This window comes from Salmonella sp. 2020_1395, from assembly GCF_043848115.1.
In the GTDB taxonomy this organism is placed as follows: domain Bacteria; phylum Pseudomonadota; class Gammaproteobacteria; order Enterobacterales; family Enterobacteriaceae; genus Salmonella; species Salmonella enterica.
The window spans coordinates 26046-48852 of sequence record NZ_JBCMFH010000023.1; the positions used below are offsets into that span (position 1 = coordinate 26046).

General features: G+C 53.7%; 22 protein-coding genes and 1 rRNA gene. 15 read left to right on the forward strand and 8 right to left on the reverse strand.

Features of this window, described 5'->3' with window-relative positions:
- Positions 1 to 57 precede the first annotated feature (57 nt).
- The 10 genes from fabZ to tilS all read left to right on the forward strand — a co-directional run bounded on the left by fabZ (position 58) and on the right by tilS (position 13484).
- Positions 58 to 513, forward strand: coding sequence for a 3-hydroxyacyl-ACP dehydratase FabZ (fabZ, locus tag ACH0WD_RS23030; protein ID WP_000210741.1), 456 nt, complete (start codon positions 58 to 60; stop codon positions 511 to 513).
- Positions 514 to 516: 3 nt separating this feature from the next.
- Complete coding sequence (gene lpxA, locus ACH0WD_RS23035; protein WP_000565950.1) at positions 517 to 1305, forward strand: acyl-ACP--UDP-N-acetylglucosamine O-acyltransferase; 789 nt, start codon at positions 517 to 519, stop codon at positions 1303 to 1305.
- The gene (lpxB, locus tag ACH0WD_RS23040; protein ID WP_000741214.1) at positions 1305 to 2453 is read left to right on the forward strand and encodes a lipid-A-disaccharide synthase; all 1149 of its coding nucleotides are present in this window, start codon (positions 1305 to 1307) and stop codon (positions 2451 to 2453) included. The genes lpxA and lpxB overlap by 1 nt, the downstream gene beginning before the upstream one ends.
- A complete protein-coding gene (gene rnhB, locus ACH0WD_RS23045) occupies positions 2450 to 3046 on the forward strand; it encodes a ribonuclease HII (RefSeq protein WP_000569411.1) in 597 nt (198 codons plus the stop codon). Before lpxB ends, rnhB begins: the two co-directional genes overlap by 4 nt.
- A gap of 23 nt (positions 3047 to 3069) precedes the next feature.
- Positions 3070 to 6552 carry a DNA polymerase III subunit alpha gene (dnaE, locus tag ACH0WD_RS23050; RefSeq protein ID WP_001294834.1) on the forward strand — a complete coding sequence of 1161 codons (3483 nt, stop codon included), beginning with the start codon at positions 3070 to 3072 and terminating at the stop codon, positions 6550 to 6552.
- Between the two features lie 12 nt (positions 6553 to 6564).
- Positions 6565 to 7524 carry an acetyl-CoA carboxylase carboxyl transferase subunit alpha gene (gene accA / locus ACH0WD_RS23055; protein WP_000055753.1) on the forward strand — a complete coding sequence of 320 codons (960 nt, stop codon included), beginning with the start codon at positions 6565 to 6567 and terminating at the stop codon, positions 7522 to 7524.
- 179 nt (positions 7525 to 7703) lie between these two features.
- A complete protein-coding gene (locus ACH0WD_RS23060; RefSeq protein WP_000524168.1) occupies positions 7704 to 9467 on the forward strand; it encodes a chitinase in 1764 nt (587 codons plus the stop codon).
- A 75-nt stretch (positions 9468 to 9542) separates the two neighbouring features.
- Positions 9543 to 11684, forward strand: a complete 2142-nt coding sequence (gene ldcC / locus ACH0WD_RS23065) for a lysine decarboxylase LdcC (RefSeq protein ID WP_001021045.1) — start codon at positions 9543 to 9545, stop codon at positions 11682 to 11684.
- Between the two features lie 55 nt (positions 11685 to 11739).
- Positions 11740 to 12129, forward strand: coding sequence for a VOC family protein (locus tag ACH0WD_RS23070; RefSeq protein ID WP_000901088.1), 390 nt, complete (start codon positions 11740 to 11742; stop codon positions 12127 to 12129).
- Between the two features lie 62 nt (positions 12130 to 12191).
- On the forward strand, positions 12192 to 13484 hold the full coding sequence (tilS, locus tag ACH0WD_RS23075) for a tRNA lysidine(34) synthetase TilS (RefSeq protein ID WP_000210063.1): 1293 nt from the start codon (positions 12192 to 12194) through the stop codon (positions 13482 to 13484).
- An 83-nt stretch (positions 13485 to 13567) separates the two neighbouring features.
- Here the strand turns inward: tilS and rof are convergent, their stop codons facing one another.
- Positions 13568 to 13828, reverse strand: a complete 261-nt coding sequence (gene rof / locus ACH0WD_RS23080) for a Rho-binding antiterminator (RefSeq protein WP_000062330.1) — start codon at positions 13826 to 13828, stop codon at positions 13568 to 13570.
- The gene (locus ACH0WD_RS23085; RefSeq protein ID WP_001518678.1) at positions 13815 to 14015 is read right to left on the reverse strand and encodes a YaeP family protein; all 201 of its coding nucleotides are present in this window, start codon (positions 14013 to 14015) and stop codon (positions 13815 to 13817) included. Before ACH0WD_RS23085 ends, rof begins: the two co-directional genes overlap by 14 nt.
- A gap of 197 nt (positions 14016 to 14212) precedes the next feature.
- Here ACH0WD_RS23085 and ACH0WD_RS23090 point away from each other — a divergent pair, with 197 nt between their 5' ends.
- From ACH0WD_RS23090 to nlpE, 3 genes are read left to right on the forward strand one after another with little or no spacing between them, the layout of a single operon-like run.
- Complete coding sequence (locus tag ACH0WD_RS23090; RefSeq protein ID WP_001185319.1) at positions 14213 to 14758, forward strand: YaeQ family protein; 546 nt, start codon at positions 14213 to 14215, stop codon at positions 14756 to 14758.
- Positions 14755 to 15177, forward strand: coding sequence for an alternative ribosome rescue aminoacyl-tRNA hydrolase ArfB (arfB, locus tag ACH0WD_RS23095; protein ID WP_000560527.1), 423 nt, complete (start codon positions 14755 to 14757; stop codon positions 15175 to 15177). Before ACH0WD_RS23090 ends, arfB begins: the two co-directional genes overlap by 4 nt.
- 31 nt (positions 15178 to 15208) lie before the next feature.
- Positions 15209 to 15910: an envelope stress response activation lipoprotein NlpE gene (gene nlpE, locus ACH0WD_RS23100; protein ID WP_000252576.1), complete on the forward strand. Its 702-nt coding sequence runs from the start codon at positions 15209 to 15211 to the stop codon at positions 15908 to 15910.
- Positions 15911 to 15983: 73 nt separating this feature from the next.
- Here the strand turns inward: nlpE and proS are convergent, their stop codons facing one another.
- The 6 genes from proS to metN all read right to left on the reverse strand — a co-directional run bounded on the left by proS (position 15984) and on the right by metN (position 21571).
- Positions 15984 to 17702: a proline--tRNA ligase gene (proS, locus tag ACH0WD_RS23105; RefSeq protein ID WP_001260687.1), complete on the reverse strand. Its 1719-nt coding sequence runs from the start codon at positions 17700 to 17702 to the stop codon at positions 15984 to 15986.
- 110 nt (positions 17703 to 17812) lie between these two features.
- On the reverse strand, positions 17813 to 18520 hold the full coding sequence (gene tsaA / locus ACH0WD_RS23110) for a tRNA (N6-threonylcarbamoyladenosine(37)-N6)-methyltransferase TrmO (RefSeq protein ID WP_000093988.1): 708 nt from the start codon (positions 18518 to 18520) through the stop codon (positions 17813 to 17815).
- Positions 18517 to 18921 (reverse strand): Rcs stress response system protein RcsF, encoded by a 405-nt coding sequence (rcsF, locus tag ACH0WD_RS23115; protein ID WP_001202315.1) that lies wholly within the window; start codon positions 18919 to 18921, stop codon positions 18517 to 18519. Before rcsF ends, tsaA begins: the two co-directional genes overlap by 4 nt.
- Before the next feature lie 118 nt (positions 18922 to 19039).
- Positions 19040 to 19855 (reverse strand): methionine ABC transporter substrate-binding lipoprotein MetQ, encoded by an 816-nt coding sequence (gene metQ, locus ACH0WD_RS23120; protein ID WP_000874215.1) that lies wholly within the window; start codon positions 19853 to 19855, stop codon positions 19040 to 19042.
- A gap of 38 nt (positions 19856 to 19893) precedes the next feature.
- Positions 19894 to 20547, reverse strand: a complete 654-nt coding sequence (locus ACH0WD_RS23125; RefSeq protein WP_001287486.1) for a methionine ABC transporter permease MetI — start codon at positions 20545 to 20547, stop codon at positions 19894 to 19896.
- Positions 20540 to 21571, reverse strand: coding sequence for a methionine ABC transporter ATP-binding protein MetN (gene metN / locus ACH0WD_RS23130; protein ID WP_000594021.1), 1032 nt, complete (start codon positions 21569 to 21571; stop codon positions 20540 to 20542). Before metN ends, ACH0WD_RS23125 begins: the two co-directional genes overlap by 8 nt.
- Before the next feature lie 189 nt (positions 21572 to 21760).
- On the opposite strand from metN, the gene gmhB reads away from it, so the two are divergent.
- Positions 21761 to 22327: a D-glycero-beta-D-manno-heptose 1,7-bisphosphate 7-phosphatase gene (gene gmhB / locus ACH0WD_RS23135; RefSeq protein ID WP_001140158.1), complete on the forward strand. Its 567-nt coding sequence runs from the start codon at positions 21761 to 21763 to the stop codon at positions 22325 to 22327.
- 369 nt (positions 22328 to 22696) lie between these two features.
- Positions 22697 to 22807: ribosomal RNA gene (locus ACH0WD_RS23140) — 16S ribosomal RNA — on the forward strand; the annotation flags it as partial.

Genomic DNA, 22807 nt, shown 5'->3' on the forward strand with positions numbered 1-22807 from the left:
GATTGCGGCAGGCCGTGTTATTATTGCCTTTTTGTATATTTGGACAGGAAGAGTATTTTGACTACTAACACTCATACTCTGCAGATTGAAGAGATTTTAGAGCTTCTGCCGCACCGTTTTCCGTTTTTACTGGTCGATCGCGTGCTGGACTTTGAAGAAGGTCGTTTTCTGCGTGCGGTGAAAAATGTCTCCGTCAACGAGCCGTTTTTCCAGGGTCACTTCCCGGGCAAACCGATTTTGCCAGGCGTGCTGATCCTGGAAGCGATGGCGCAGGCAACCGGTATTCTGGCGTTTAAAAGCGTTGGTAAACTGGAACCTGGCGAACTGTATTATTTCGCGGGTATTGATGAAGCGCGCTTTAAGCGTCCGGTGGTGCCAGGCGATCAGATGATCATGGAAGTCACTTTCGAGAAAACGCGCCGTGGCCTGACCCGCTTTAAAGGGGTTGCGCTGGTCGACGGTAAAGTTGTGTGCGAAGCAACCATGATGTGTGCTCGTAGCCGGGAGGCCTGATTCGTGATTGATAAATCCGCCTTTATTCATCCTACCGCCATTGTGGAAGACGGCGCTGTAATTGGCGCTAATGCCCACATTGGTCCCTTTTGTATTGTTGGGCCGCAGGTCGAAATTGGTGAGGGAACCGTACTGAAGTCTCATGTGGTCGTGAATGGTCAAACCAAAATCGGCCGCGACAACGAGATTTATCAGTTTGCCTCCATCGGTGAAGTGAACCAGGATCTGAAATATGCGGGTGAGCCGACCCGTGTGGAAATTGGCGATCGTAACCGCATCCGCGAAAGCGTCACCATTCATCGTGGTACAGTGCAGGGCGGTGGGTTGACGAAGGTGGGTAGCGATAACCTGCTGATGATCAATGCGCATGTCGCACATGATTGTACGGTAGGGAATCGCTGTATCCTCGCCAACAACGCCACGCTGGCGGGGCACGTATCTGTCGATGATTTTGCGATCATCGGCGGTATGACGGCAGTTCATCAATTCTGCATTATCGGTGCGCATGTGATGGTCGGCGGCTGCTCCGGCGTGGCGCAGGATGTCCCTCCGTATGTGATTGCGCAGGGTAACCATGCGACGCCGTTCGGGGTAAATATCGAAGGGCTGAAGCGTCGCGGCTTTAGCCGTGAAGGGCTGGTGGCGATTCGTAATGCCTACAAACTGTTGTACCGCAGTGGTAAAACGCTCGACGAAGCGAAGCTGGAAATCGCTGAACTTGCTGAAAAGCATCCGGAAGTGAAGGCGTTTACCGAGTTCTTTGAGCGTTCAACGCGTGGTCCGATTCGTTAATGGCGGCACAGCGTCCTTTAACGATTGCCCTGGTCGCCGGTGAAACGTCCGGCGATATTCTTGGCGCAGGCTTAATTCGTGCGCTGAAAGCGCGCGTACCCAACGCCCGCTTTGTGGGCGTTGCGGGGCCGCGTATGCAGGCCGAAGGGTGTGAAGCCTGGTACGAAATGGAAGAGCTGGCGGTCATGGGCATTGTTGAAGTGCTCGGACGTTTACGCCGTTTGTTGCATATCCGCGCCGATCTGACCCGCCGTTTTACCGAACTCAAGCCCGATGTCTTTGTCGGGATTGACGCCCCTGATTTCAATATTACCCTCGAAGGTAATCTGAAAAAACAAGGGATTAAGACCATTCATTATGTCAGCCCGTCCGTTTGGGCCTGGCGACAGAAACGCGTTTTCAAAATAGGCAGATCCACCCATATGGTGCTGGCTTTTCTGCCTTTCGAAAAAGCGTTTTACGATAAATTTAACGTCCCGTGCCGCTTTATCGGTCACACCATGGCGGATGCCATGCCGCTGGACCCGGATAAAAATGCGGCGCGCGACGTGCTGGGTATCCCGCATGACGCCCATTGTCTGGCGCTACTGCCAGGCAGCCGTGGCGCGGAAGTGGAAATGCTCAGCGCCGACTTCCTGAAAACCGCACAATTGCTGCGACAGCGCTATCCCGATCTGGAAGTGGTCGTGCCGCTGGTAAACGCGAAACGCCGCGAGCAGTTTGAAAAAATTAAAGCGGAGGTTGCGCCGGATCTCGCCGCTCATTTGCTGGACGGCATGGCGCGCGAGGCGATGATCGCCAGCGACGCGGCTCTGCTGGCCTCGGGTACGGCGGCGCTGGAGTGTATGCTGGCAAAATGCCCGATGGTAGTGGGATATCGTATGAAGCCCTTCACTTTCTGGCTGGCGAAACGTCTGGTGAAAACGGAGTATGTGTCTTTGCCTAACCTGCTGGCGGGAAGAGAATTAGTCAAAGAGCTGTTGCAGGAAGAGTGCGAACCGCAAAAACTCGCCGAAGCGCTGTTGCCGCTACTGGCGAACGGTAAAACCAGCCATGCGATGCACGACACCTTCCGTGAACTGCATCAGCAGATCCGCTGTAATGCCGATGAGCAGGCGGCAGATGCCGTCCTGGAGTTAGCACAATGATCGAATTTGTTTATCCACACACACATTTAGTGGCGGGTGTGGATGAAGTGGGCCGTGGCCCGCTGGTGGGCGCCGTAGTGACCGCCGCCGTGATCCTCGATCCGGCTCGCCCGATCGTCGGTCTGAATGATTCCAAAAAATTGTCTGAAAAGCGTCGTCTGTCATTGTATGACGAGATTAAAGAAAAGGCGTTAAGCTGGAGTCTGGGACGCGCGGAAGCGCATGAAATTGATGAGCTGAATATTTTGCACGCCACCATGCTCGCCATGCAGCGCGCTGTCGCTGGTCTGCATATTGCGCCAGAATATGTGCTGATCGACGGCAATCGCTGTCCAGCGCTGCCTGTGCCGTCAATGGCCGTGGTGAAAGGCGACAGCCGCGTGGCGGAGATTAGCGCGGCGTCTATTCTGGCGAAAGTCACCCGCGATGCAGAAATGGCGGCGCTGGATATCGTTTTTCCTCAGTATGGCTTTGCGCAGCACAAAGGCTATCCAACCGCTTTTCATCTGGAAAAGTTGGCACAGTATGGCGCGACGGCGCACCACCGACGCAGTTTTGCGCCTGTTAAACGCGCTCTGGGACTTGTGTCCTGATTCTTGTATCGAGAAATCTGAAGATGTCTGAACCACGTTTCGTTCACCTGCGGGTGCACAGCGACTACTCTATGATCGATGGGCTGGCGAAGACCGGGCCGCTGGTGAAAAAGGCGGCCTCATTAGGTATGCCTGCGCTGGCGATCACCGATTTTACCAACCTCTGCGGTCTGGTGAAGTTCTACGGAGCGGGTCATGGCGCGGGCATTAAACCCATCGTCGGGGCGGACTTTAATGTTCACAACGAACTGCTGGGAGATGAGCTGACTCATCTGACGGTACTGGCGGCGAATAATACGGGATACCAGAACCTGACGTTGCTGATCTCGAAAGCGTATCAGCGCGGCTACGGCGCGGCAGGCCCGATTATTGAGCGCGACTGGCTGGTAGAGCTTAAAGAAGGTTTGATCCTGCTTTCCGGCGGGCGCATGGGCGACGTAGGCCGCTGTCTGCTACGCGGCAACCAGGCGCTGGTGGAGGAGTGCGTTGCTTTCTATGAAGCGCATTTTCCCGAACGCTACTTCCTGGAACTGATCCGTACCGGCAGACAGGATGAAGAGACCTATCTCCATGCTGCGGTTGAGCTGGCTGAGGCACGTGGTTTGCCGGTTGTCGCGACAAACGATGTCCGTTTTCTTGAAAGCGATGATTTTGACGCCCATGAAATTCGTGTCGCGATCCACGACGGTTTCACGCTCGACGATCCTAAACGTCCACGCAATTATTCACCGCAGCAGTATATGCGCAGTGAAGAAGAAATGTGCGAGCTGTTCTCCGATATTCCGGAGGCGCTGGAAAATACGGTGGAGATTGCCAAACGCTGCAACGTAACGGTGCGTCTGGGTGAATATTTCCTGCCGCAGTTCCCGACCGGCGATATGACCACCGAAGATTATCTGGTCAAAAAAGCGAAAGAGGGGCTGGAAGAGCGTCTGGCTTTCCTGTTTCCGGACGAAGAAGAGCGCAAAAAGCGTCGCCCGGAATATGACGAGCGTCTGGATATTGAACTACAGGTTATCAACCAGATGGGGTTCCCTGGCTACTTCCTCATCGTGATGGAGTTTATCCAGTGGTCAAAAGATAACGGCGTGCCGGTAGGGCCGGGACGTGGTTCCGGGGCTGGTTCGCTGGTGGCCTACGCGCTGAAAATTACCGACCTTGATCCGCTGGAATTTGACCTGCTGTTCGAACGTTTCCTGAACCCGGAACGTGTCTCGATGCCTGACTTCGACGTTGACTTCTGTATGGAGAAACGCGACCAGGTGATTGAGCACGTCGCAGACATGTACGGGCGTGATGCGGTATCGCAGATTATCACCTTCGGTACGATGGCGGCGAAAGCCGTTATCCGCGATGTGGGCCGCGTGCTGGGGCATCCGTACGGTTTTGTGGATCGTATCTCGAAGCTGGTGCCGCCCGATCCGGGCATGACGCTGGCAAAAGCCTTTGAAGCGGAACCGCAACTGCCGGAAATTTACGAGGCGGATGAAGAGGTCAGAGCGCTGATCGATATGGCGCGTAAGCTTGAAGGCGTCACGCGTAACGCCGGTAAGCACGCTGGCGGCGTGGTCATCGCGCCGACCAAAATTACCGACTTTGCGCCGCTGTACTGCGATGAAGAGGGCAAGCATCCGGTTACCCAGTTTGATAAAAGCGACGTGGAATATGCCGGGCTGGTGAAGTTCGACTTCCTCGGTTTGCGTACGCTGACCATCATCAACTGGGCGCTGGAGATGATCAACAAGCGGCGCGAGAAAAACGGCGAGCCGCCGCTGGATATCGCCGCCATTCCGCTGGACGATAAAAAAAGCTTCGACATGCTGCAGCGCTCGGAAACCACGGCGGTCTTCCAGCTTGAATCGCGCGGCATGAAAGATCTGATCAAACGTCTGCAGCCAGACTGCTTTGAAGATATGATCGCACTGGTGGCCCTGTTCCGTCCCGGCCCGTTGCAGTCAGGGATGGTAGATAACTTTATCGACCGTAAGCACGGTCGTGAAGAACTCTCTTACCCGGACGTTCAGTGGCAGCATGAAAGCCTGAAGCCGGTACTGGAGCCGACCTACGGCATCATTCTGTATCAGGAACAGGTGATGCAGATTGCCCAGGTACTTTCCGGGTATACTCTCGGCGGCGCGGATATGCTGCGTCGTGCGATGGGTAAGAAAAAGCCGGAGGAGATGGCCAAACAGCGTTCCGTTTTTGAAGAGGGCGCGAAAAAGAACGGTATCGACGGCGAACTGGCGATGAAAATCTTTGACCTGGTGGAGAAATTCGCCGGTTACGGGTTTAACAAATCGCACTCCGCCGCTTATGCGCTGGTTTCTTACCAGACGCTATGGCTAAAGGCGCACTATCCGGCTGAATTTATGGCGGCGGTGATGACTGCCGATATGGACAACACCGAGAAGGTCGTCGGCCTGGTGGACGAGTGCTGGCGGATGGGACTGAAAATTCTGCCGCCGGATATTAACTCCGGATTGTACCATTTCCACGTTAACGATGAGGGCGAGATCGTCTACGGTATCGGCGCGATCAAAGGCGTCGGCGAAGGGCCGATCGAAGCGATCATCGACGCGCGTAATCAGGGCGGCTATTTCCGCGAGCTGTTTGATCTGTGCGCGCGAACCGACACCAAAAAGCTCAACCGCCGGGTGCTGGAAAAGCTGATCATGTCCGGGGCGTTCGACCGCCTGGGGCCGCACCGCGCCGCGCTGATGAACTCATTGGGCGATGCGCTGAAAGCCGCCGACCAGCACGCCAAAGCGGAAGCTATCGGTCAGGCGGATATGTTCGGCGTACTGGCGGAAGAGCCGGAGCAAATCGAGCAATCCTATGCCAGCTGCCAGCCGTGGCCGGAGCAGGTGGTGTTAGATGGGGAACGTGAAACGTTGGGGCTGTACCTGACGGGCCACCCCATCAATCAGTATTTAAAAGAAATTGAGCGCTATGTCGGCGGGGTAAGGCTCAAAGACATGCATCCGACAGAACGTGGTAAAGTCACCACGGCTGCGGGGCTCGTGATTGCCGCAAGGGTTATGGTCACCAAGCGCGGCAATCGTATCGGCATCTGTACGCTGGATGACCGTTCCGGGCGTCTGGAAGTGATGTTATTTACCGACGCGCTGGATAAATACCAGCAGTTGCTGGAAAAAGACCGCATACTTATCGTCAGCGGACAGGTCAGCTTTGATGACTTCAGCGGGGGGCTTAAAATGACCGCCCGCGAAGTGATGGATATTGACGAAGCTCGCGAAAAATACGCTCGCGGGCTTGCTATCTCGCTGACGGACAGGCAAATTGATGACCAGCTTTTAAACCGACTCCGTCAGTCTCTGGAACCCCACCGCTCGGGGACCATTCCAGTACATCTCTACTATCAGAGGGCGGATGCGCGTGCGCGGCTGCGTTTTGGCGCAACGTGGCGTGTCTCTCCGAGCGATCGTTTACTTAACGATCTGCGTGGCCTCATTGGTTCGGAGCAGGTGGAACTGGAGTTTGACTAATACAGGAATACTATGAGTCTGAATTTCCTTGATTTTGAACAGCCGATAGCAGAGCTGGAAGCGAAAATCGATTCTCTGACTGCGGTAAGCCGCCAGGATGAGAAACTGGATATTAATATCGATGAAGAAGTCCATCGCCTGCGCGAAAAAAGCGTAGAACTGACGCGCAAAATCTTCGCCGATCTCGGCGCATGGCAGGTAGCCCAACTGGCGCGCCATCCGCAGCGTCCGTACACCCTGGATTATGTCCGTCTGGCGTTTGATGAGTTTGATGAGCTGGCGGGCGATCGCGCCTATGCTGATGACAAAGCCATCGTCGGCGGTATCGCGCGTCTGGAAGGGCGGCCGGTGATGATCATTGGTCATCAGAAAGGTCGTGAAACCAAAGAAAAAATTCGTCGTAACTTTGGCATGCCAGCGCCGGAAGGCTACCGCAAAGCGCTGCGCCTGATGGAAATGGCTGAACGCTTCAACATGCCGATTATCACCTTCATCGACACCCCGGGCGCTTACCCTGGCGTGGGCGCGGAAGAGCGTGGTCAGTCTGAAGCCATCGCCCGCAACCTGCGTGAGATGTCTCGTCTGAACGTACCGGTCATCTGCACCGTGATTGGCGAAGGCGGCTCCGGCGGCGCATTGGCGATTGGCGTGGGTGATAAAGTGAATATGCTGCAATACAGCACCTATTCCGTTATCTCCCCGGAAGGTTGCGCCTCTATTTTGTGGAAGAGCGCCGACAAAGCGCCATTGGCTGCTGAAGCGATGGGCATCATCGCGCCGCGTCTGAAAGAGCTGAAGCTCATCGATTCCATCATTCCGGAGCCGCTGGGCGGCGCGCACCGTAATCCGGAAGCGATGGCGGCGTCGCTAAAAGCGCAGCTGCTGGAAGATTTAGCCGATCTCGATGTGTTAAGCACCGATGATTTAAAAAACCGTCGTTACCAGCGTTTGATGAGCTACGGTTACGCCTAATCATTTACCTCATTTTTCCCAGGAGGCCGGATAATCCGGCCTCTTTTTTTTGGACGAGGAAAAATGAGACGCCGATGAGTTGATGTGATTAAACGCAACGGCATGTTCTCCCTGACACTGTATCAACTGCCAGGCGTGTGGCCAGGGCAGGCAGTGAACTACCCTTCAAGGAGAAAATTATGGGATTGCAAAAAACACTGGCGCTCAGCGCCGTGGCGGCAGGAATCATGTTGAGCTTATCCGGTGCGCAGGCCGCGCCGCTGCTTAGCAGTAGTGAGCCAATGACCATCAACGCCAGCGATCTGGCGGCGAAAGAGAAAGCGCTGACGGATTTTCCGTTAATGGAGGCAGTGAAATCCTCTATCCAGACGTTGGATAACAGCGCGGTCGAACAAATCGAACCGGGGCGCGCCGCTAACCCGGCAAACGTAAAACGCGTTGAAAGTATTCTGAAAGAGGCCGACTGGGATTATCTGTTCCCGATGCGCGCGCCGGAATATACTTACTCTAACTTCCTGAAAGCGATAGGTAAATTCCCGGCGGTTTGTGGTACCTACACCGATGGACGCGATAGCGACGCTATCTGCCGTAAAACCCTGGCTACTATGTTTGCGCATTTTGCCCAGGAGACGGGCGGTCACGAAAGCTGGCGTGACATTCCGGAATGGCGTCAGGCGCTGGTCTATCTGCGCGAAGTCGGCTGGACTGAAGGGCAGAAAGGCGGCTACAACGGCGAATGTAACCCGGATGTATGGCAGGGCCAGACCTGGCCGTGCGGTAAAGATAAGGACGGCGATTTCCTCAGCTATTTTGGTCGCGGGGCAAAACAGCTTTCTTATAACTACAACTATGGGCCTTTCTCTGACGCGATGTATGGCGACGTTCGCCCTCTGCTGGATAAACCCGAGCTGGTGGCGGATACCTGGATGAACCTGGCGAGCGCCGTCTTCTTCTTTGTGTATCCGCAGCCGCCGAAGCCGTCTATGCTACATGTGATTGACGGTACCTGGCAGCCAAACGATCGCGATAAAGCAAACGGCCTGGTATCAGGTTTCGGCGTCACCATTCAGATCATCAATGGCGGCGTGGAGTGCGGCGGCGCAGATGAGAATGCGCAGTCGCTTAACCGTATTGCCTACTACAAAGAGTTTGCCAACTACCTGAAAGTGCCGGTGCCGGCGGACGAAGTGTTGGGCTGTAAAAAGATGAAGCAGTTCGATGAAGGCGGCGCTGGCGCGTTACCGATCTATTGGGAACAAGACTGGGGCTGGAGCGCCGATACTGCGGACGGTAAAACCTATTCCTGCCAGTTAGTGGGATATCAGACGCCGTATACCGCCTTTAAAGAGGGCGACTACACGAAATGTGTACAGCATTATTTCAACGTTAATGTCGTCGATGATAACGGAACCACTGAACCGGATGTCACGCCAACTCCGGCGCCAGTGACGGATGAAAACGTGGCGCCAGTCGCGCGCATTGCCGGGCCGGTCGGGGCGGTGGAAGCTGGTAGCCCGGTTTCACTCAGCGCGGAAGGATCGACCGACGCGAATGGCGACAAGCTCACCTATACCTGGATGTCGCAGGATGGCAAAACGCTCAGTGGCCAGGATAAAGCCGTTGTGATTTTCAACGCGCCGGATGTCACTCAGAACACCCAGTATGTGGTGAATCTGACCGTTAGCGACGGTACGCTCTCCAGCACTGCGGTTTATACGCTGAATGTGAAAGCGAAGGCCGCCGCTGCGGATGACGAAGATAAGACCACCAGCTATCCTGCCTGGAGCAGCAGCCAGAAATGGAATCCGGGCGACATCGTCAACAGTAATGGCGCATTGTACCAGTGCAAACCGTTCCCGGAAGGCTCATGGTGTAATGTTGCGCCTGCCTACTATGAGCCCGGCGTAGGGATTGCCTGGGCCGATGCATGGAACGCATTGTAATAAGATAAATCCTGTCGGTGCTTTGCATCGGCAGGATTGTTACTATGCTTATCTCAGGTTTTTTCAGGAGAAAGCATGAACATCATCGCCATTATGGGGCCGCACGGGGTTTATTATAAAGATGAACCCATCAAGGAGCTTGAGCGTGCATTACAATCCCTGGGATTTCAAATTATCTGGCCGCAAAATAGCGTTGACTTGTTGAAGTTTATTGAACATAACCCGCGCATCTGCGGCGTTATTTTTGACTGGGATGAATACAGTCTCGACCTTTGTAGCGAAATCAACCAGCTAAATGAATACCTTCCTCTCTACGCCTTTATCAATACCAACTCCACGCTGGACGTTAGCGTTCACGATATGCGCATGGCGCTGTGGTTTTTTGAGTATGCATTGGGGCTGGCTGAAGATATCGCGACGCGCATTCATCAATATACAAACGAATATCTCGATAATATTACGCCGCCGTTTACCAAAGCGCTGTTTACCTACGCCAAAGAAGGAAAATATACCTTTTGTACGCCGGGTCATATGGCGGGAACGGCGTATCAGAAAAGCCCGCCAGGCTGTCTGTTTTATGACTTTTTTGGCGGCAATACCTTAAAGGCCGATGTGTCGATTTCGGTGACTGAACTGGGATCGCTGCTGGATCACACCGGGCCGCATCTGGAAGCGGAAGAGTATATCGCCCGTACTTTTGGCGCCGAGCAGAGTTATATGGTGACGAACGGTACGTCGACCTCGAATAAAATTGTCGGTATGTATGCCGCGCCTGCGGGAAGTACGCTACTTATTGATCGTAATTGCCATAAATCGCTGGCGCATTTGCTGATGATGAGCGATGTGGTGCCTCTCTGGTTGAAGCCGACGCGCAATGCGCTCGGTATTCTCGGCGGTATTCCTAAGCGTGAATTTACCCGCGACAGCATTGCGCGTAAGGTGGCGGAAACCGCGCAGGCGCAATGGCCGGTTCATGCGGTTATCACCAATTCTACTTACGATGGTCTGCTGTATAACACTAACTGGATCAAGCAGATGCTGGACGTTCCCTCGATCCATTTTGATTCCGCCTGGGTACCCTATACCCATTTCCATCCGATCTACCAGGGGAAAAGCGGGATGAGCGGCGATCGGGTGCCCGGAAAAGTGATTTTCGAAACGCAATCCACCCATAAAATGCTGGCGGCTTTTTCGCAGGCGTCGCTTATTCATATCAAAGGGGAATATGACGAAGAGACGTTTAACGAAGCGTTTATGATGCACACTTCCACATCGCCGAGCTATCCCATTGTCGCCTCTATCGAGACCGCGGCGGCGATGCTGCGCGGCAATCCAGGGAAAAGATTGATTAATCGTTCGGTGGAACGGGCGCTCCATTTTCGTAAAGAGGTACAGCGGCTACGTGAAGAGTCCGATAGCTGGTTCTTTGATATCTGGCAGCCGGAAGAGGTTGATGAGGCCGAATGCTGGCCGGTCACGCCGGGAGAAACCTGGCATGGCTTCACCGATGCTGATGACGATCATATGTTTCTCGATCCGGTTAAGGTGACAATCCTGACGCCGGGGATGGATGAACAGGGCAACATGAGCGAAGAGGGGATACCCGCCGCGCTGGTGGCGAAGTTCCTCGATGAGCGAGGCGTGGTGGTGGAAAAAACCGGGCCGTATAATCTGCTGTTTTTGTTCAGCATAGGGATTGATAAGACCCGTGCGATGGGGCTGCTGCGCGGACTGACGGAATTTAAACGCGCCTACGATCTTAACCTGCGCGTCAAAAATATGTTGCCGGATCTGTATGCGGAAGATCCGGATTTTTATCGCAATATGCGCATTCAGGATCTGGCGCAGGGGATCCATAAACTGATCCGCCAGCACGATCTTCCGGGGCTGATGCTGCGGGCGTTCGAGGTTTTACCGGAGATGATCATGACCCCGCACCAGGCTTGGCAGCGTCAGATCAAAGGCGAGGTGGAAACCGTGGCGCTCGATCAACTGCCAGGGCGCGTTTCCGCGAATATGCTCCTGCCTTATCCGCCAGGCGTTCCGCTGTTGATGCCCGGCGAGAGGATTACGCAACAGAGTCGGGCCGTGCTCGATTTTCTGCTGATGCTCTGCTCGATTGGCCAGCATTATCCCGGTTTTGAAACGGATATTCACGGCGCGAAACGGAATGAAGACGGGGTGTACCAGGTACGAGTCTTAAAACACGCCTGTTAGCTTGCCTGACGGGAATGTGACGAGTAACGTACTGATAATCAATAAAGGAGACGCTATGCTGGGATTAAAACAGGTTCATCACATCGCGATCATTGCGACAGACTATGCGGTGAGCAAGGCGTTTTACTGCGATATTCTGGGGTTCGATCTGTTAAGCGAAGTTTGGCGGGAAGAGCGTGACTCGTGGAAGGGCGATTTGGCGCTAAACGGGCAGTATGTGATTGAGCTTTTCTCTTTTCCCTTCCCTCCGGCGCGTCCAAGCCGACCTGAAGCCTGCGGCCTGCGCCATCTGGCTTTCAGCGTGGAAAATGTGGAAAACGCCGTTGCGCATCTGGAAAAGCATCAGGTTAAGTGCGAACCGATACGCATCGATCCGTATACCGGGAAGCGCTTTACTTTTTTCAACGATCCGGACGGTTTACCGCTTGAGCTGTATGAGCAGTAAGGCTTGTCATTAAGACGCTCGCCAGGTAACGTTGCCGGGCTAAGTCACTATAAGCATGGATCATGACCACTCTCACGTTGAATACCTCGTTACTCTCTTCTCGCCGTATTCTGGCTGCCTTTAGCGGCGGCCTGGATTCTACGGTGCTTCTGCATCAACTGGTGTTGTGGCGAGAACGCCATCCTGACGTCACGCTGCGTGCTATCCATATTCATCACGGTTTAAGCCCTCATGCTGATAGCTGGGTGCGGCATTGCGAAACCGTATGCGAACGCTGGCAGGTTCCGCTGGTAGTGGAACGGGTGACGCTGGCGGATAATGGCCTGGGTATCGAGGCCCATGCGCGTGAAGCGCGCTACCGGGCGTTCGCACAGACGCTATTGCCTGGCGAAGTGCTGGCAACCGCGCAGCACCTTGACGATCAGTGTGAAACATTCCTGCTGGCGTTAAAGCGCGGCAGCGGTCCGGCCGGACTTTCCGCGATGGGAGAACGCTCGCCTTTTGCCGGAACTCTACTTCTTCGCCCGCTGTTGAGAGAAACGCGGAAGACGCTGGAACAGTGGGCTGTGCGTCATGGCTTATGCTGGATTGAAGATGAAAGCAATCAGGATGACGCCTACGATCGCAATTTTTTACGCCTGCGGGCGCTTCCGCTCTTGCAGCAGCGCTGGCCGCATTTTCCTGCGGCGGTAGCCCGTAGCGCGACGCTCTGCGCCGAGCAAGAAAGGCTGCTGGACGAGCTTCTGGCCAGCGATCTTACGGACTGTATCACGACGGAGGGAACATTGCGGCTCTCTCCATTAATGTCGATGAGCGATGTACGGCGGGCGGCGATTTTGCGTCGCTGGCTGGCGATGCGTAATGCGCCGATGCCCTCTCGCGACGCGCTGGAACGTATCTGGCAGGAGGTGGCGCTGGCGCGCGACGATGCCTCTCCCTGTTTACGTTTTGGCGATCGCGAGATTCGCCGTTATCAGTCGCAACTGTGGTGGATTAAATCCGTGGCCGGACAACACGAAACGACGGTCGCCTGGCCCGTCTGGCAAACACCGCTGGCGCTGCCTGCCGGCTTAGGGACGGTACAGCTCGTTCCTGGCGGCGAACTGCGCCGACCGCGAGAGGAAGAATCCGTCAGCATTCGGTTTAAGGCGCCAGGGTTGCTACACATTGTGGGACGTCACGGCGGACGTAAATTAAAGAAAATCTGGCAGGAGCAGGGGATCCCGCCCTGGCGACGAGACACCACGCCGCTGTTGTTTTACGGCGAAACGCTGATTGCGGCTGCGGGTGTTTTTGTGACGCGTGAGGGAGCAGCAGAAGATAAAGAAGGGGTGAGTCTGGTTTGGCATGCCTGATGGCGCTGCGCTTATCAGGCCTACGTATCGCATGGAACGTAGGCCGGATAAGGTGCTTGCACCACCATCCGGCAACAAAATACTCAGGATTCGCTAACTACCACGGTACCAATTTCCGGGTGGCTGAAACTGGCGATTTTATCGAGACGAAGCTCACAAGACTCGCCGGAAACCTCGGCAAGCAGATATTCTACGTTTTTACGTAAGATCAAATCGTTCGCTTTTGCCTGCAAAACCTCGCCATCTTTTAACGTTAGCGTCAGTATTAAATGATGCATGCAGGCAAGCTCAAGACTATCGTAGTCATCGCAATTAATGGGTTGATACGTTTCATTCATTGACATAATCGCTCACCAGTAAGTTCGCGGCAGCATAAGCTGCCTTTTCCCTGACCGACTCTGAAAGGGCGCTATCTGCCGCCACTTCATTAAGCACTTTCAATACACAACCCAGCGCATCCGGGACATACCCTAAGTCTCCGCTGGCGATTTCCGCATACCGCTTGCGTACTAACTCACAATATTTTTCCACATGCCCTCCTGTCAGCATTCTGACTTAACCGTGGATGCAAGTCTAAGCCTACGAAGTTAAATCTTGTTTAGCAAGGTGACTATACCATACTCATTTGCGCAATATCAGCGCCTGACGCGAGTGGGTAAAAGATTCGTTAACAGCCTTTTAGCGCGGTTTTCGCTACAATGGGCGCCTGATTCGAAAGGAGTTTTCTCATGGCGCTTAAAGCGACAATTTATAAAGCCGTCGTCAATGTGGCTGACCTTGATCGCAACCGGTTTCTGGATGCGGCATTGACGCTGGCGCGTCACCCTTCTGAAACGCAGGAGCGCATGATGCTGCGCCTGTTGGCATGGATAAAATATGCTGATGAACGGTTGCAGTTTACACGCGGGCTCAGCGCGGAAGATGAGCCGGAGGCCTGGCTGCGTAACGATCATCTGGGCATCGATCTCTGGATAGAGCTGGGGCTGCCGGATGAGCGCCGTATTAAGAAAGCCTGTACTCAGGCGAGCGACGTCGCGCTCTTTGCTTATAACTCCCGGGCGGCGCAAATCTGGTGGCAGCAGCATCAAAGCAAGTGCGCGCAGTTCGCTAACCTGTCCGTCTGGTATCTGGATGACGGGCAACTGGCGCAGCTCAGTGAATTTGCCGATCGTACCATGACGCTACAGGCGACGATTCAGGACGGCGCAATCTGGCTTTCTGATGCTCGGAATAATCTGGAAATACAGCTAACCGCCTGGCAACAGCCCTCATGATTGCCATCTCCCGGACGGTCTCCATAGCCGATAATGAGCTGGAAATTACGGCCATTCGCGCGCAGGGCGCGGGTGGTCAGCACGTAAATAAGACCTCTAGCGCGATTCATTTGCGCTTTGACATTCGGGCCTCTGGCCTGCCAGAGTATTATAAACAGCGTTTGCTGACGGCCAGCCACCATCTGATAAGCGATGATGGCGTCATTATCATTAAGGCGCAGGAGTTCCGGAGCCAGGAGCTCAACCGGGAAGCGGCTATCGCCAGGCTGGTTGCCGTCATAAAAGAATTAACCGCGGAGCAGAAAAGCCGTCGCGCAACCCGTCCGACGCGTGCCTCGAAAGAGCGCCGCTTATCCTCAAAGGCGCAAAAATCTTCTGTAAAGGCGCTTCGCGGCAAAGTTCGTCGTCCACTGGATTGACGGGCAGGAATAGCAATTTCATAAGGATTTTATGGTGAGAACAGCAATATTGTCAGTAGCGGCAGCCTGTACGCTATTTGCATTGATAGGGTGTAATAACCGTGCGGAAGTTGACGCCCTGCAACCTGCGCAGGCGGCGGAATTAAAACCCATGCAGCAAAGCTGGCGCGGCGTGCTGCCCTGTGCGGATTGTGAAGGTATTGAAACGTCACTATTTCTGGAAAAAGACGGCACATGGGTGATGAACGAGCGCTATCAGGGCGTGCGCGAAGAACCTTCCTCTTTTGCGTCATACGGTACCTGGGCGCGGACGGCGGATAAACTGGTGTTAACCGACAGCAATGGCGAGAAATCGTATTATCGCGCGAAGGGCAATGCGCTGGAGATGCTCGACAGAGAAGGCAATCCGGTGGCTTCGCAGCTTAATTATACGCTTGTGCCTGTTACCGCCAGCCTGCCGGTAACGCCAATGCCGCTGCGTGGTATGTATGTATACAGGGCCGATGCGGCGACCTTTACCGATTGTGCGACCGGAAAACGGCTGCCGGTCGCCAGTAACGCCCAGCTTGAGCGCGGCTATCTGACAGCGAAAGGTGAAGCGGAAAAACCGGTGCTGCTGACGGTAGAAGGGCATTTTGTGTTTGCTGCGAACCCGGACACGGGCGAGCCGGTAAAAATGCTAATAGCCGATAAAAATGCGAAGTTTGCGCCGGGTAAAGATTGCACTCACTAATAAAAGGCCTCGCAGGGTGCGAGGCCTTTACATATCTGCCGGGTGGCGCCGGGCAATGCCAACAAAATGTCGTTTAGCCTTTAATCGCCTTGACCAGATAATCAACGATATCGCCGGTTTTAATCAGCGATTTTTCACCGCTGCGACGGTATTTATACTCAATATCGTCGTTATCCAGGTTGCGATCGCCAATCACGATAGTATGTGGAATACCAATCAGCTCCATATCGGCAAACATCACGCCCGGGCGCTCTTTACGGTCGTCCATCAGCACTTCAATGCCCTGCGCGCGCAATTCGCTGTACAGCTTTTCCGCCAGCTCCTGCACACGGAAGGATTTGTGCATATTCATCGGCAGAATAGCGACCTGGAAAGGCGCAATGGCGTCAGGCCATACAATGCCGCGCTCGTCAAAGTTCTGCTCGATAGCTGCGGCAACGACACGTGTTACGCCGATACCGTAACAGCCCATTGTCAGGATCTGGTTACGGCCATCTTCACCCTGAACGGAGGCTTTCAGCGCTTCTGAGTACTTGGTACCTAACTGGAAGATGTGACCCACTTCGATACCGCGTTTGATAAGCAACGTTCCTTGACCATCCGGACTCGGATCGCCGGCGACTACGTTACGGATGTCGGCAACAACAGGCGTCGCCACATCGCGATCCCAGTTAATACCAAAGTAGTGTTTACCGTCGATGTTGGCGCCAGCGGCAAAATCGCTCATGGCGGCAACGGTACGATCGATGATGACCGGAATCGGCATATTGACCGGGCCGAGGGAGCCAGGGCCGGCATTAATTACGGCGCGAATCTCTTCTTCGGTAGCGAAGGTCAGCGGGCTGGCAACCTGCGGCAGTTTTTCCGCTTTAACTTCATTCAGTTCATGATCGCCGCGAACCAGCAGAGCCACCAGCGGAGACTTGCTGTCTTTCACCGCTTTCACCAGCAGCGTTTTTACCGTTTTTTCAATTGGCAGGTTGAATTGTTCCACCAGCTCCGCGATGGTTTTGGCATTTGGCGTATCGACCAGAGTCATTTCCTGCGTCGCCGCTGCGCGCGGCGTTTGCGGCGCGATAGCTTCTGCCAGTTCAATGTTAGCCGCGTAATCAGAAACATCAGAGAAAACGATATCGTCTTCGCCGCTTTGCGCCAGCACCTGGAATTCATGCGAGGCGTTGCCGCCGATAGAACCGGTATCGGCCTGTACCGCGCGGAAATCCAGCCCCATACGGCTGAAGATACGGCTATACGCGGCGTACATGGCGTCATAGGTTTCCTGCAACGACTCCTGAGAGGTGTGGAAAGAGTAAGCATCTTTCATCAGGAATTCGCGCGAACGCATCACGCCAAAGCGCGGACGCACTTCATCACGGAATTTGGTCTGGATTTGGAAGAAGTTCAGCGGCAACTGCTTATAAGAGCTGAGTTCATTACGCACCAGGTCGGTGATAACTTCTTCGTGGGTCGGGCCGAGTACGAACGGACGCTCGCCACGGTCGACAAAACGCAGCAGTTCCGGACCGTACTGTTCCCAACGACCACTCTCTTGCCACAGGTCGGCTGGCTGAACGACTGGCATCGACACCTCGATAGCACCGGCGTTGTTCATCTCTTCACGCACGATGTTTTCGACTTTTTTCAGGACGCGCAGGCCGGTCGGCAGCCAGGTATATAACCCGGAGGCGAGCTTGCGGATCATCCCGGCGCGCAGCATCAGCTGGTGGCTGATAACCTCGGCGTCGGCAGGTGTCTCCTTCAGAGTGGAGAGCAGGTATTGGCTAGTACGCATGTTGTTACGGTTCCAGTTGAACGATCGAACAGGCTCAATGTGAGCCTGATACAAAAAAAGTGATTTAGTTTACCAGCGTGCAAGAGATGTCAAAAGAGAAGGGCGTGAAATTACCGTGGTTCCAGCGCAAACACTTCAAATCCGGTGTTAACCACACGCCAGCGCACGTTAAAATCATGCAGCCAGACGGCATAGGTTTTGCCCGTCTCTTCACCCTTACGATAAGCCGGGCGAGGATCTTGCGCCAGCACATCGCAAATAAATGTCCGTAGCTGCGGATAACGCCTTTCCAGCGTCGTAAGCTGTTGAGCCACCTCAGCGGTAAAACTCACGGGCATTTCAGCTATCGGCGCCTGTTGCGCATAGCTGGCGGCGGCGTCCGGTAAGGCCTCGGCAAACGGTAAATACGGTTTAATATCCACCACCGGCGTGCCATCCACCAGATCCAGACTGCCTAATTTCAGAATTACGCTCTCTTTCCGGCACTCGATACCTTTTAGCGCAACGAGCGACATGCCAATCGGATTGGGGCGGAACGTGGAGCGCGTGGCAAAAACGCCCATTCTGGCGTTACCGCCAAGACGGGGCGGACGAACTGTCGGCCGCCAGCCGCCGTCCATCGTCTGATGAAAAACGAAAAGCACCCACAAATGGCTGAACGCTTCCAGGCCGCGAACGGCATCGGCCTGGTTGTAAGGCGCTATCAGATGCAGTTCGCCGCAGGCGCTTTTGACCAGACCAGGCTGGCGCGGAACGGCGAATTTTTCTTTATAGGGGGAGCGAATAACGCCGATTTGTTCAAACTGAAAGCTGCTCATTTCGCCGAAATATTCAGGGCGGACCCGATACAAACCGCCTGACGGTAGCAGCCTGGCGTGCCGCTGGTAATTTCACAGCTGTGCAGCAGGACGGCGTTGGCTTTCATTTTAGATGCATTAATCTGCATACGCTTGCGCGCAGTTGGAATGTTAGGCGGAGAGTCTTGATTTGTCGCCTGGCAGGATTCGCCGCTAACCTCGCCAAGATCGCGGAAAGGTTTGCCGACTAAGTCTTCAGCATTGGTGTAAATCCTGACGGGAGCGGCACGCGGCGCTTTAGGTTTCTCCGGCTCCGCTTTTGGCGGGGTTGCGGTGCTTTGAACGGGTTCAACAGGGGATCTGCTTAGCATGGAACAACCGCCCAGCATGAGTGCCAATAAACAGATCGGTAAAGCACGCATAATATTTCCTCAATGAATGTTCTAATTGCCAGATATTGAATCAGGAGCTTGCATAAATGACAAGACGGGCAATAGCCCGTCCTGAATAATATTACAGATTGTGGAATCAGCCTAAAACTTACCAGCCTTTCACCGCACCGCCATTAAAAACTTTATTTGCGGCTTCGTACACTTCATCAGACTGGTAAGCCTGAACGAATTTTTTCACATTCTCGGCGTCTTTGTTATCTTCACGCGTCACGATCAGGTTAACGTACGGAGAATCTTTATCTTCAACGAAGATACCGTCTTTCGCTGGCGTCAGGCCAATCTGGCTGGCGTAAGTCGTATTGATGACCGCTAACGCGATCTGCGCGTCATCCAGCGAACGCGGCAACTGCGGCGCTTCCAGCTCAACAATTTTCAGATTTTTCGGGTTTTCGACGATATCCAGCGAGGTAGGAAGCAGACCAACGCCGTCTTTCAGTTTAATCAGCCCTACTTTTTGCAGCAGCAGCAGGGAACGACCAAGGTTGGTCGGGTCGTTAGGCACAGCGACCTGGGAACCGTCCTTGAGCTCATCCAGAGATTTGATTTTTTTGGAATATCCTGCAATGGGATAGACAAAAGTCTTACCAACAGAAACCAGTTTGTAGCCGCGATCTTTGATTTGCTGATCCAGATACGGTTTGTGCTGGAAGGCATTGGCATCGATATCGCCTTTGCTCAGCGCTTCATTAGGCAGAACATAATCATTAAAGGTCACCAATTCCACGTCCAGGCCGTATTTTTCTTTCGCGACTTTCTGCGCGACTTCGGCAACTTGCTGCTCTGCGCCAACGATTACGCCGACTTTAATATGATTCGGATCTTTTTCATCCTGACCGCAACCCGCAAGTGCCAGAGAACCAATCAGAGCACCCACTGCCGCAAAGGTTTTGAATTTGAACGCCATGCTTATTTCCTTAATGAGTATTTGTGTTGTGTTTAACGTTACTTATGCGTGACAGCCCTGACGATGCGATCGCCGGATAACTGAATTAAATAAACCAGAACGACAAGTAATACCAGCACCGTATTCATCACGGTAGCATTGTATCCAATATAACCGTACTGATAGCCGATTTGACCGAGGCCGCCTGCGCCGACGGCGCCGCCCATTGCGGAGTAACCGACCAGGGTGATCAGTGTAATGGTTGCCGCATTCACCAGACCAGGCAGCGCTTCCGGTAAAAGGATTTTACGTACAATTTGCAGCGGCGTGGCGCCCATCGCTCGCGAGGCTTCAATCAGCCCGGCAGGGATCTCTAACAACGCATTTTCCACCATACGGGCGATAAAAGGCGCGGCGCCGACGGTCAGCGGTACAATCGCGGCCTGCAAACCAATGGAGGTGCCGACAATTATTCGGGTAAAAGGAATCATCCACACCAGCAGGATGATAAAGGGAATCGAGCGGAAAATATTGACCACTGCAGAGAGGGAGCGATACAGCCTGGCGTTCTCCATAATCTGCCCCGGGCGCGTAACATACAGCAATACGCCAACCGGCAGGCCAATCACGAAACCGAAGAAACCGGAGACAAAGGTCATCGCCAGCGTTTCCCAGACGCCACGAACCAGTAACCACATCATTGCCTCAGACATAACCCAGTACCTCTACTTTCACATGGTGATCCTGCAGCCAGGCAATTGCGGCTTGCGTCTCTTCTTGTGTGCCGTGCATTTCCGTTAGCATAATGCCGAACTTCACACCGCCCGCGTAATCCATCTGCGCGCTAATAATATTATTGTTCACGTTGAAACGACGCGCGGTTTCAGAAAGCAGCGGGGCATCCACAGACTGTCCGGTGAACTCCATGCGCAGCATCGGCACGCTGTCAGTTTCCGGCGACGCTTTCAAACGCGCCTGGTAATCTTCCGGAATGTCCAGATGCAGAGTGGACTGAATAAACTTCTGCGCCAGCGGCGTTTTAGGGTGCGAGAAGACTTCGCTGACCGTATCTTGCTCAATAAGCTCACCATTACTGATGACGGCAACGCAGTCGCAGATACGTTTTACGACATCCATTTCATGAGTGATAAGCAGAATCGTCAACCCCAGACGACGGTTGATATCTTTCAGCAATTCCAGAATCGAACGGGTCGTCGCGGGATCAAGCGCGCTGGTGGCTTCATCGCACAGCAACACTTTTGGATTACTGGCTAACGCGCGGGCAATCGCGACACGCTGTTTCTGACCGCCGGAAAGATTTGCCGGATAGCTGTCGTGCTTGTCGCCAAGACCGACTAAATCCAGCAGCTCTGTGACACGGCGTTTGATCTCTTCCTTTGGTGTGTTATCCAGTTCCAGCGGCAACGCGACGTTGCCAAACACGGTACGGGAAGAGAGCAGGTTAAAATGTTGGAAAATCATGCCGATTTGACGGCGAGCTTTGGTCAACTCAGACTCTGAAAGCGTTGTCAGCTCCTGACCGCCGACCTGAACGCTACCTTCGGTTGGGCGTTCAAGTAAGTTAACGCAGCGGATAAGCGTACTTTTACCGGCGCCGGAGGCGCCAATGACGCCATAAATCTGCCCGGCAGGCACGTGCAGGCTGACATTATTTAGCGCCTGAATGGTGCGCGTCCCCTGCTGGAACACTTTGGTAATATTCGAAAGTTTAATCATTGGTTATTTATTATCGTAATTAAGTTAGCCGTGGCATTTTCGTCTGTCTAATACGGTCAACGCCGTCAACAGAATGGATGTTAAGGCATCCAGACGTCTAAATCAATCAGGCTTTATACGATGAGCACTTTCTTGCCTGCTGAAACATGCGATACTAGCGCCACTTGCTTTACTCAGGAGCTATAAAAGGTGGCAAAGTCTGTACCCGCAATTTTTCTCGACCGTGACGGCACCATTAATGTGGATCACGGCTACGTACATGAAATCGATGCATTCGAGTTTATAGACGGTGTTATTGACGCGATGCGCGAGCTAAAAAAAATGGGCTATGCGCTGGTGGTGGTGACGAACCAGTCCGGAATCGCGCGCGGCAAATTCACTGAGGCGCAGTTTGAAACGTTAACCGAATGGATGGACTGGTCGTTGGCGGATCGCGATGTTGATTTGGACGGCATCTATTATTGTCCTCACCATCCGCAGGGCAGTATAGAAGAGTTCCGTCAGGTATGTGATTGCCGCAAGCCGCATCCAGGAATGCTTATCTCGGCGCGTGATTTCCTGCATATCGATATGGCGGCTTCTTATATGGTGGGAGACAAGCTGGAAGATATGCAGGCGGCTGCGGCGGCAAATGTCGGGACAAAAGTGCTGGTGCGTACGGGCAAACCGGTCACGGCAGAAGCAGAAAACGCGGCGGACTGGGTGTTAAACAGCCTTGCCGATCTGCCATCGGCGATAAAAAAGCAGCAAAAATAAGCGTTATGGATAAAAGATGAGCGGTTAAAACAAAAATGCATTTTTCCGCTTGTCTTCCTGAACCGACTCCCTATAATGCGCCTCCATCGACACGGCGGATGTGAATCACTTCACACAAACAGCCGGTCGGTTGAAGAGAAAAATCCTGAAATTCAGGGTTGACTCTGAAAGAGGAAAGCGTAATATACGCCACCTCGCGACGGTGAGCTGCAAGCCGCGTCGCACCTGCTCTTTAACAATTTATCAGACAATCTGTGTGGGCACTCGAAGATACGGATTCTTGACGTCGCAAGACGAAAAATGAATACCAAGTCTCAAGAGTGAACACGTAATTCATTACGAAGTTTAATTCATGAGCATCAAACTTTTAAATTGAAGAGTTTGATCATGGCTCAGATTGAACGCTGGCGGCAGGCCTAACACATGCAAGTCGAACGGTAACAGGAAGCAGCTTGCTGCTTCGCTGACGAGTGGCGGACG

What these genes read in the sequence shown, in the direction of transcription:
- lpxB (WP_000741214.1), top strand. Translation starts at nt 1,305, where the DNA reads ATGGCGGCACAGCGTCCTTTAACGATTGCCCTGGTCGCCGGTGAAACG.
- rnhB (WP_000569411.1), top strand. Translation starts at nt 2,450, where the DNA reads ATGATCGAATTTGTTTATCCACACACACATTTAGTGGCGGGTGTGGAT.
- dnaE (WP_001294834.1), top strand. Translation starts at nt 3,070, where the DNA reads ATGTCTGAACCACGTTTCGTTCACCTGCGGGTGCACAGCGACTACTCT.
- accA (WP_000055753.1), top strand. Translation starts at nt 6,565, where the DNA reads ATGAGTCTGAATTTCCTTGATTTTGAACAGCCGATAGCAGAGCTGGAA.
- ACH0WD_RS23060 (WP_000524168.1), top strand. Translation starts at nt 7,704, where the DNA reads ATGGGATTGCAAAAAACACTGGCGCTCAGCGCCGTGGCGGCAGGAATC.
- ldcC (WP_001021045.1), top strand. Translation starts at nt 9,543, where the DNA reads ATGAACATCATCGCCATTATGGGGCCGCACGGGGTTTATTATAAAGAT.
- ACH0WD_RS23070 (WP_000901088.1), top strand. Translation starts at nt 11,740, where the DNA reads ATGCTGGGATTAAAACAGGTTCATCACATCGCGATCATTGCGACAGAC.
- tilS (WP_000210063.1), top strand. Translation starts at nt 12,192, where the DNA reads ATGACCACTCTCACGTTGAATACCTCGTTACTCTCTTCTCGCCGTATT.
- rof (WP_000062330.1), bottom strand. Translation starts at nt 13,828, where the DNA reads ATGTCAATGAATGAAACGTATCAACCCATTAATTGCGATGACTACGAT.
- ACH0WD_RS23090 (WP_001185319.1), top strand. Translation starts at nt 14,213, where the DNA reads ATGGCGCTTAAAGCGACAATTTATAAAGCCGTCGTCAATGTGGCTGAC.
- arfB (WP_000560527.1), top strand. Translation starts at nt 14,755, where the DNA reads ATGATTGCCATCTCCCGGACGGTCTCCATAGCCGATAATGAGCTGGAA.
- nlpE (WP_000252576.1), top strand. Translation starts at nt 15,209, where the DNA reads ATGGTGAGAACAGCAATATTGTCAGTAGCGGCAGCCTGTACGCTATTT.
- proS (WP_001260687.1), bottom strand. Translation starts at nt 17,702, where the DNA reads ATGCGTACTAGCCAATACCTGCTCTCCACTCTGAAGGAGACACCTGCC.
- tsaA (WP_000093988.1), bottom strand. Translation starts at nt 18,520, where the DNA reads ATGAGCAGCTTTCAGTTTGAACAAATCGGCGTTATTCGCTCCCCCTAT.
- rcsF (WP_001202315.1), bottom strand. Translation starts at nt 18,921, where the DNA reads ATGCGTGCTTTACCGATCTGTTTATTGGCACTCATGCTGGGCGGTTGT.
- metQ (WP_000874215.1), bottom strand. Translation starts at nt 19,855, where the DNA reads ATGGCGTTCAAATTCAAAACCTTTGCGGCAGTGGGTGCTCTGATTGGT.
- ACH0WD_RS23125 (WP_001287486.1), bottom strand. Translation starts at nt 20,547, where the DNA reads ATGTCTGAGGCAATGATGTGGTTACTGGTTCGTGGCGTCTGGGAAACG.
- metN (WP_000594021.1), bottom strand. Translation starts at nt 21,571, where the DNA reads ATGATTAAACTTTCGAATATTACCAAAGTGTTCCAGCAGGGGACGCGC.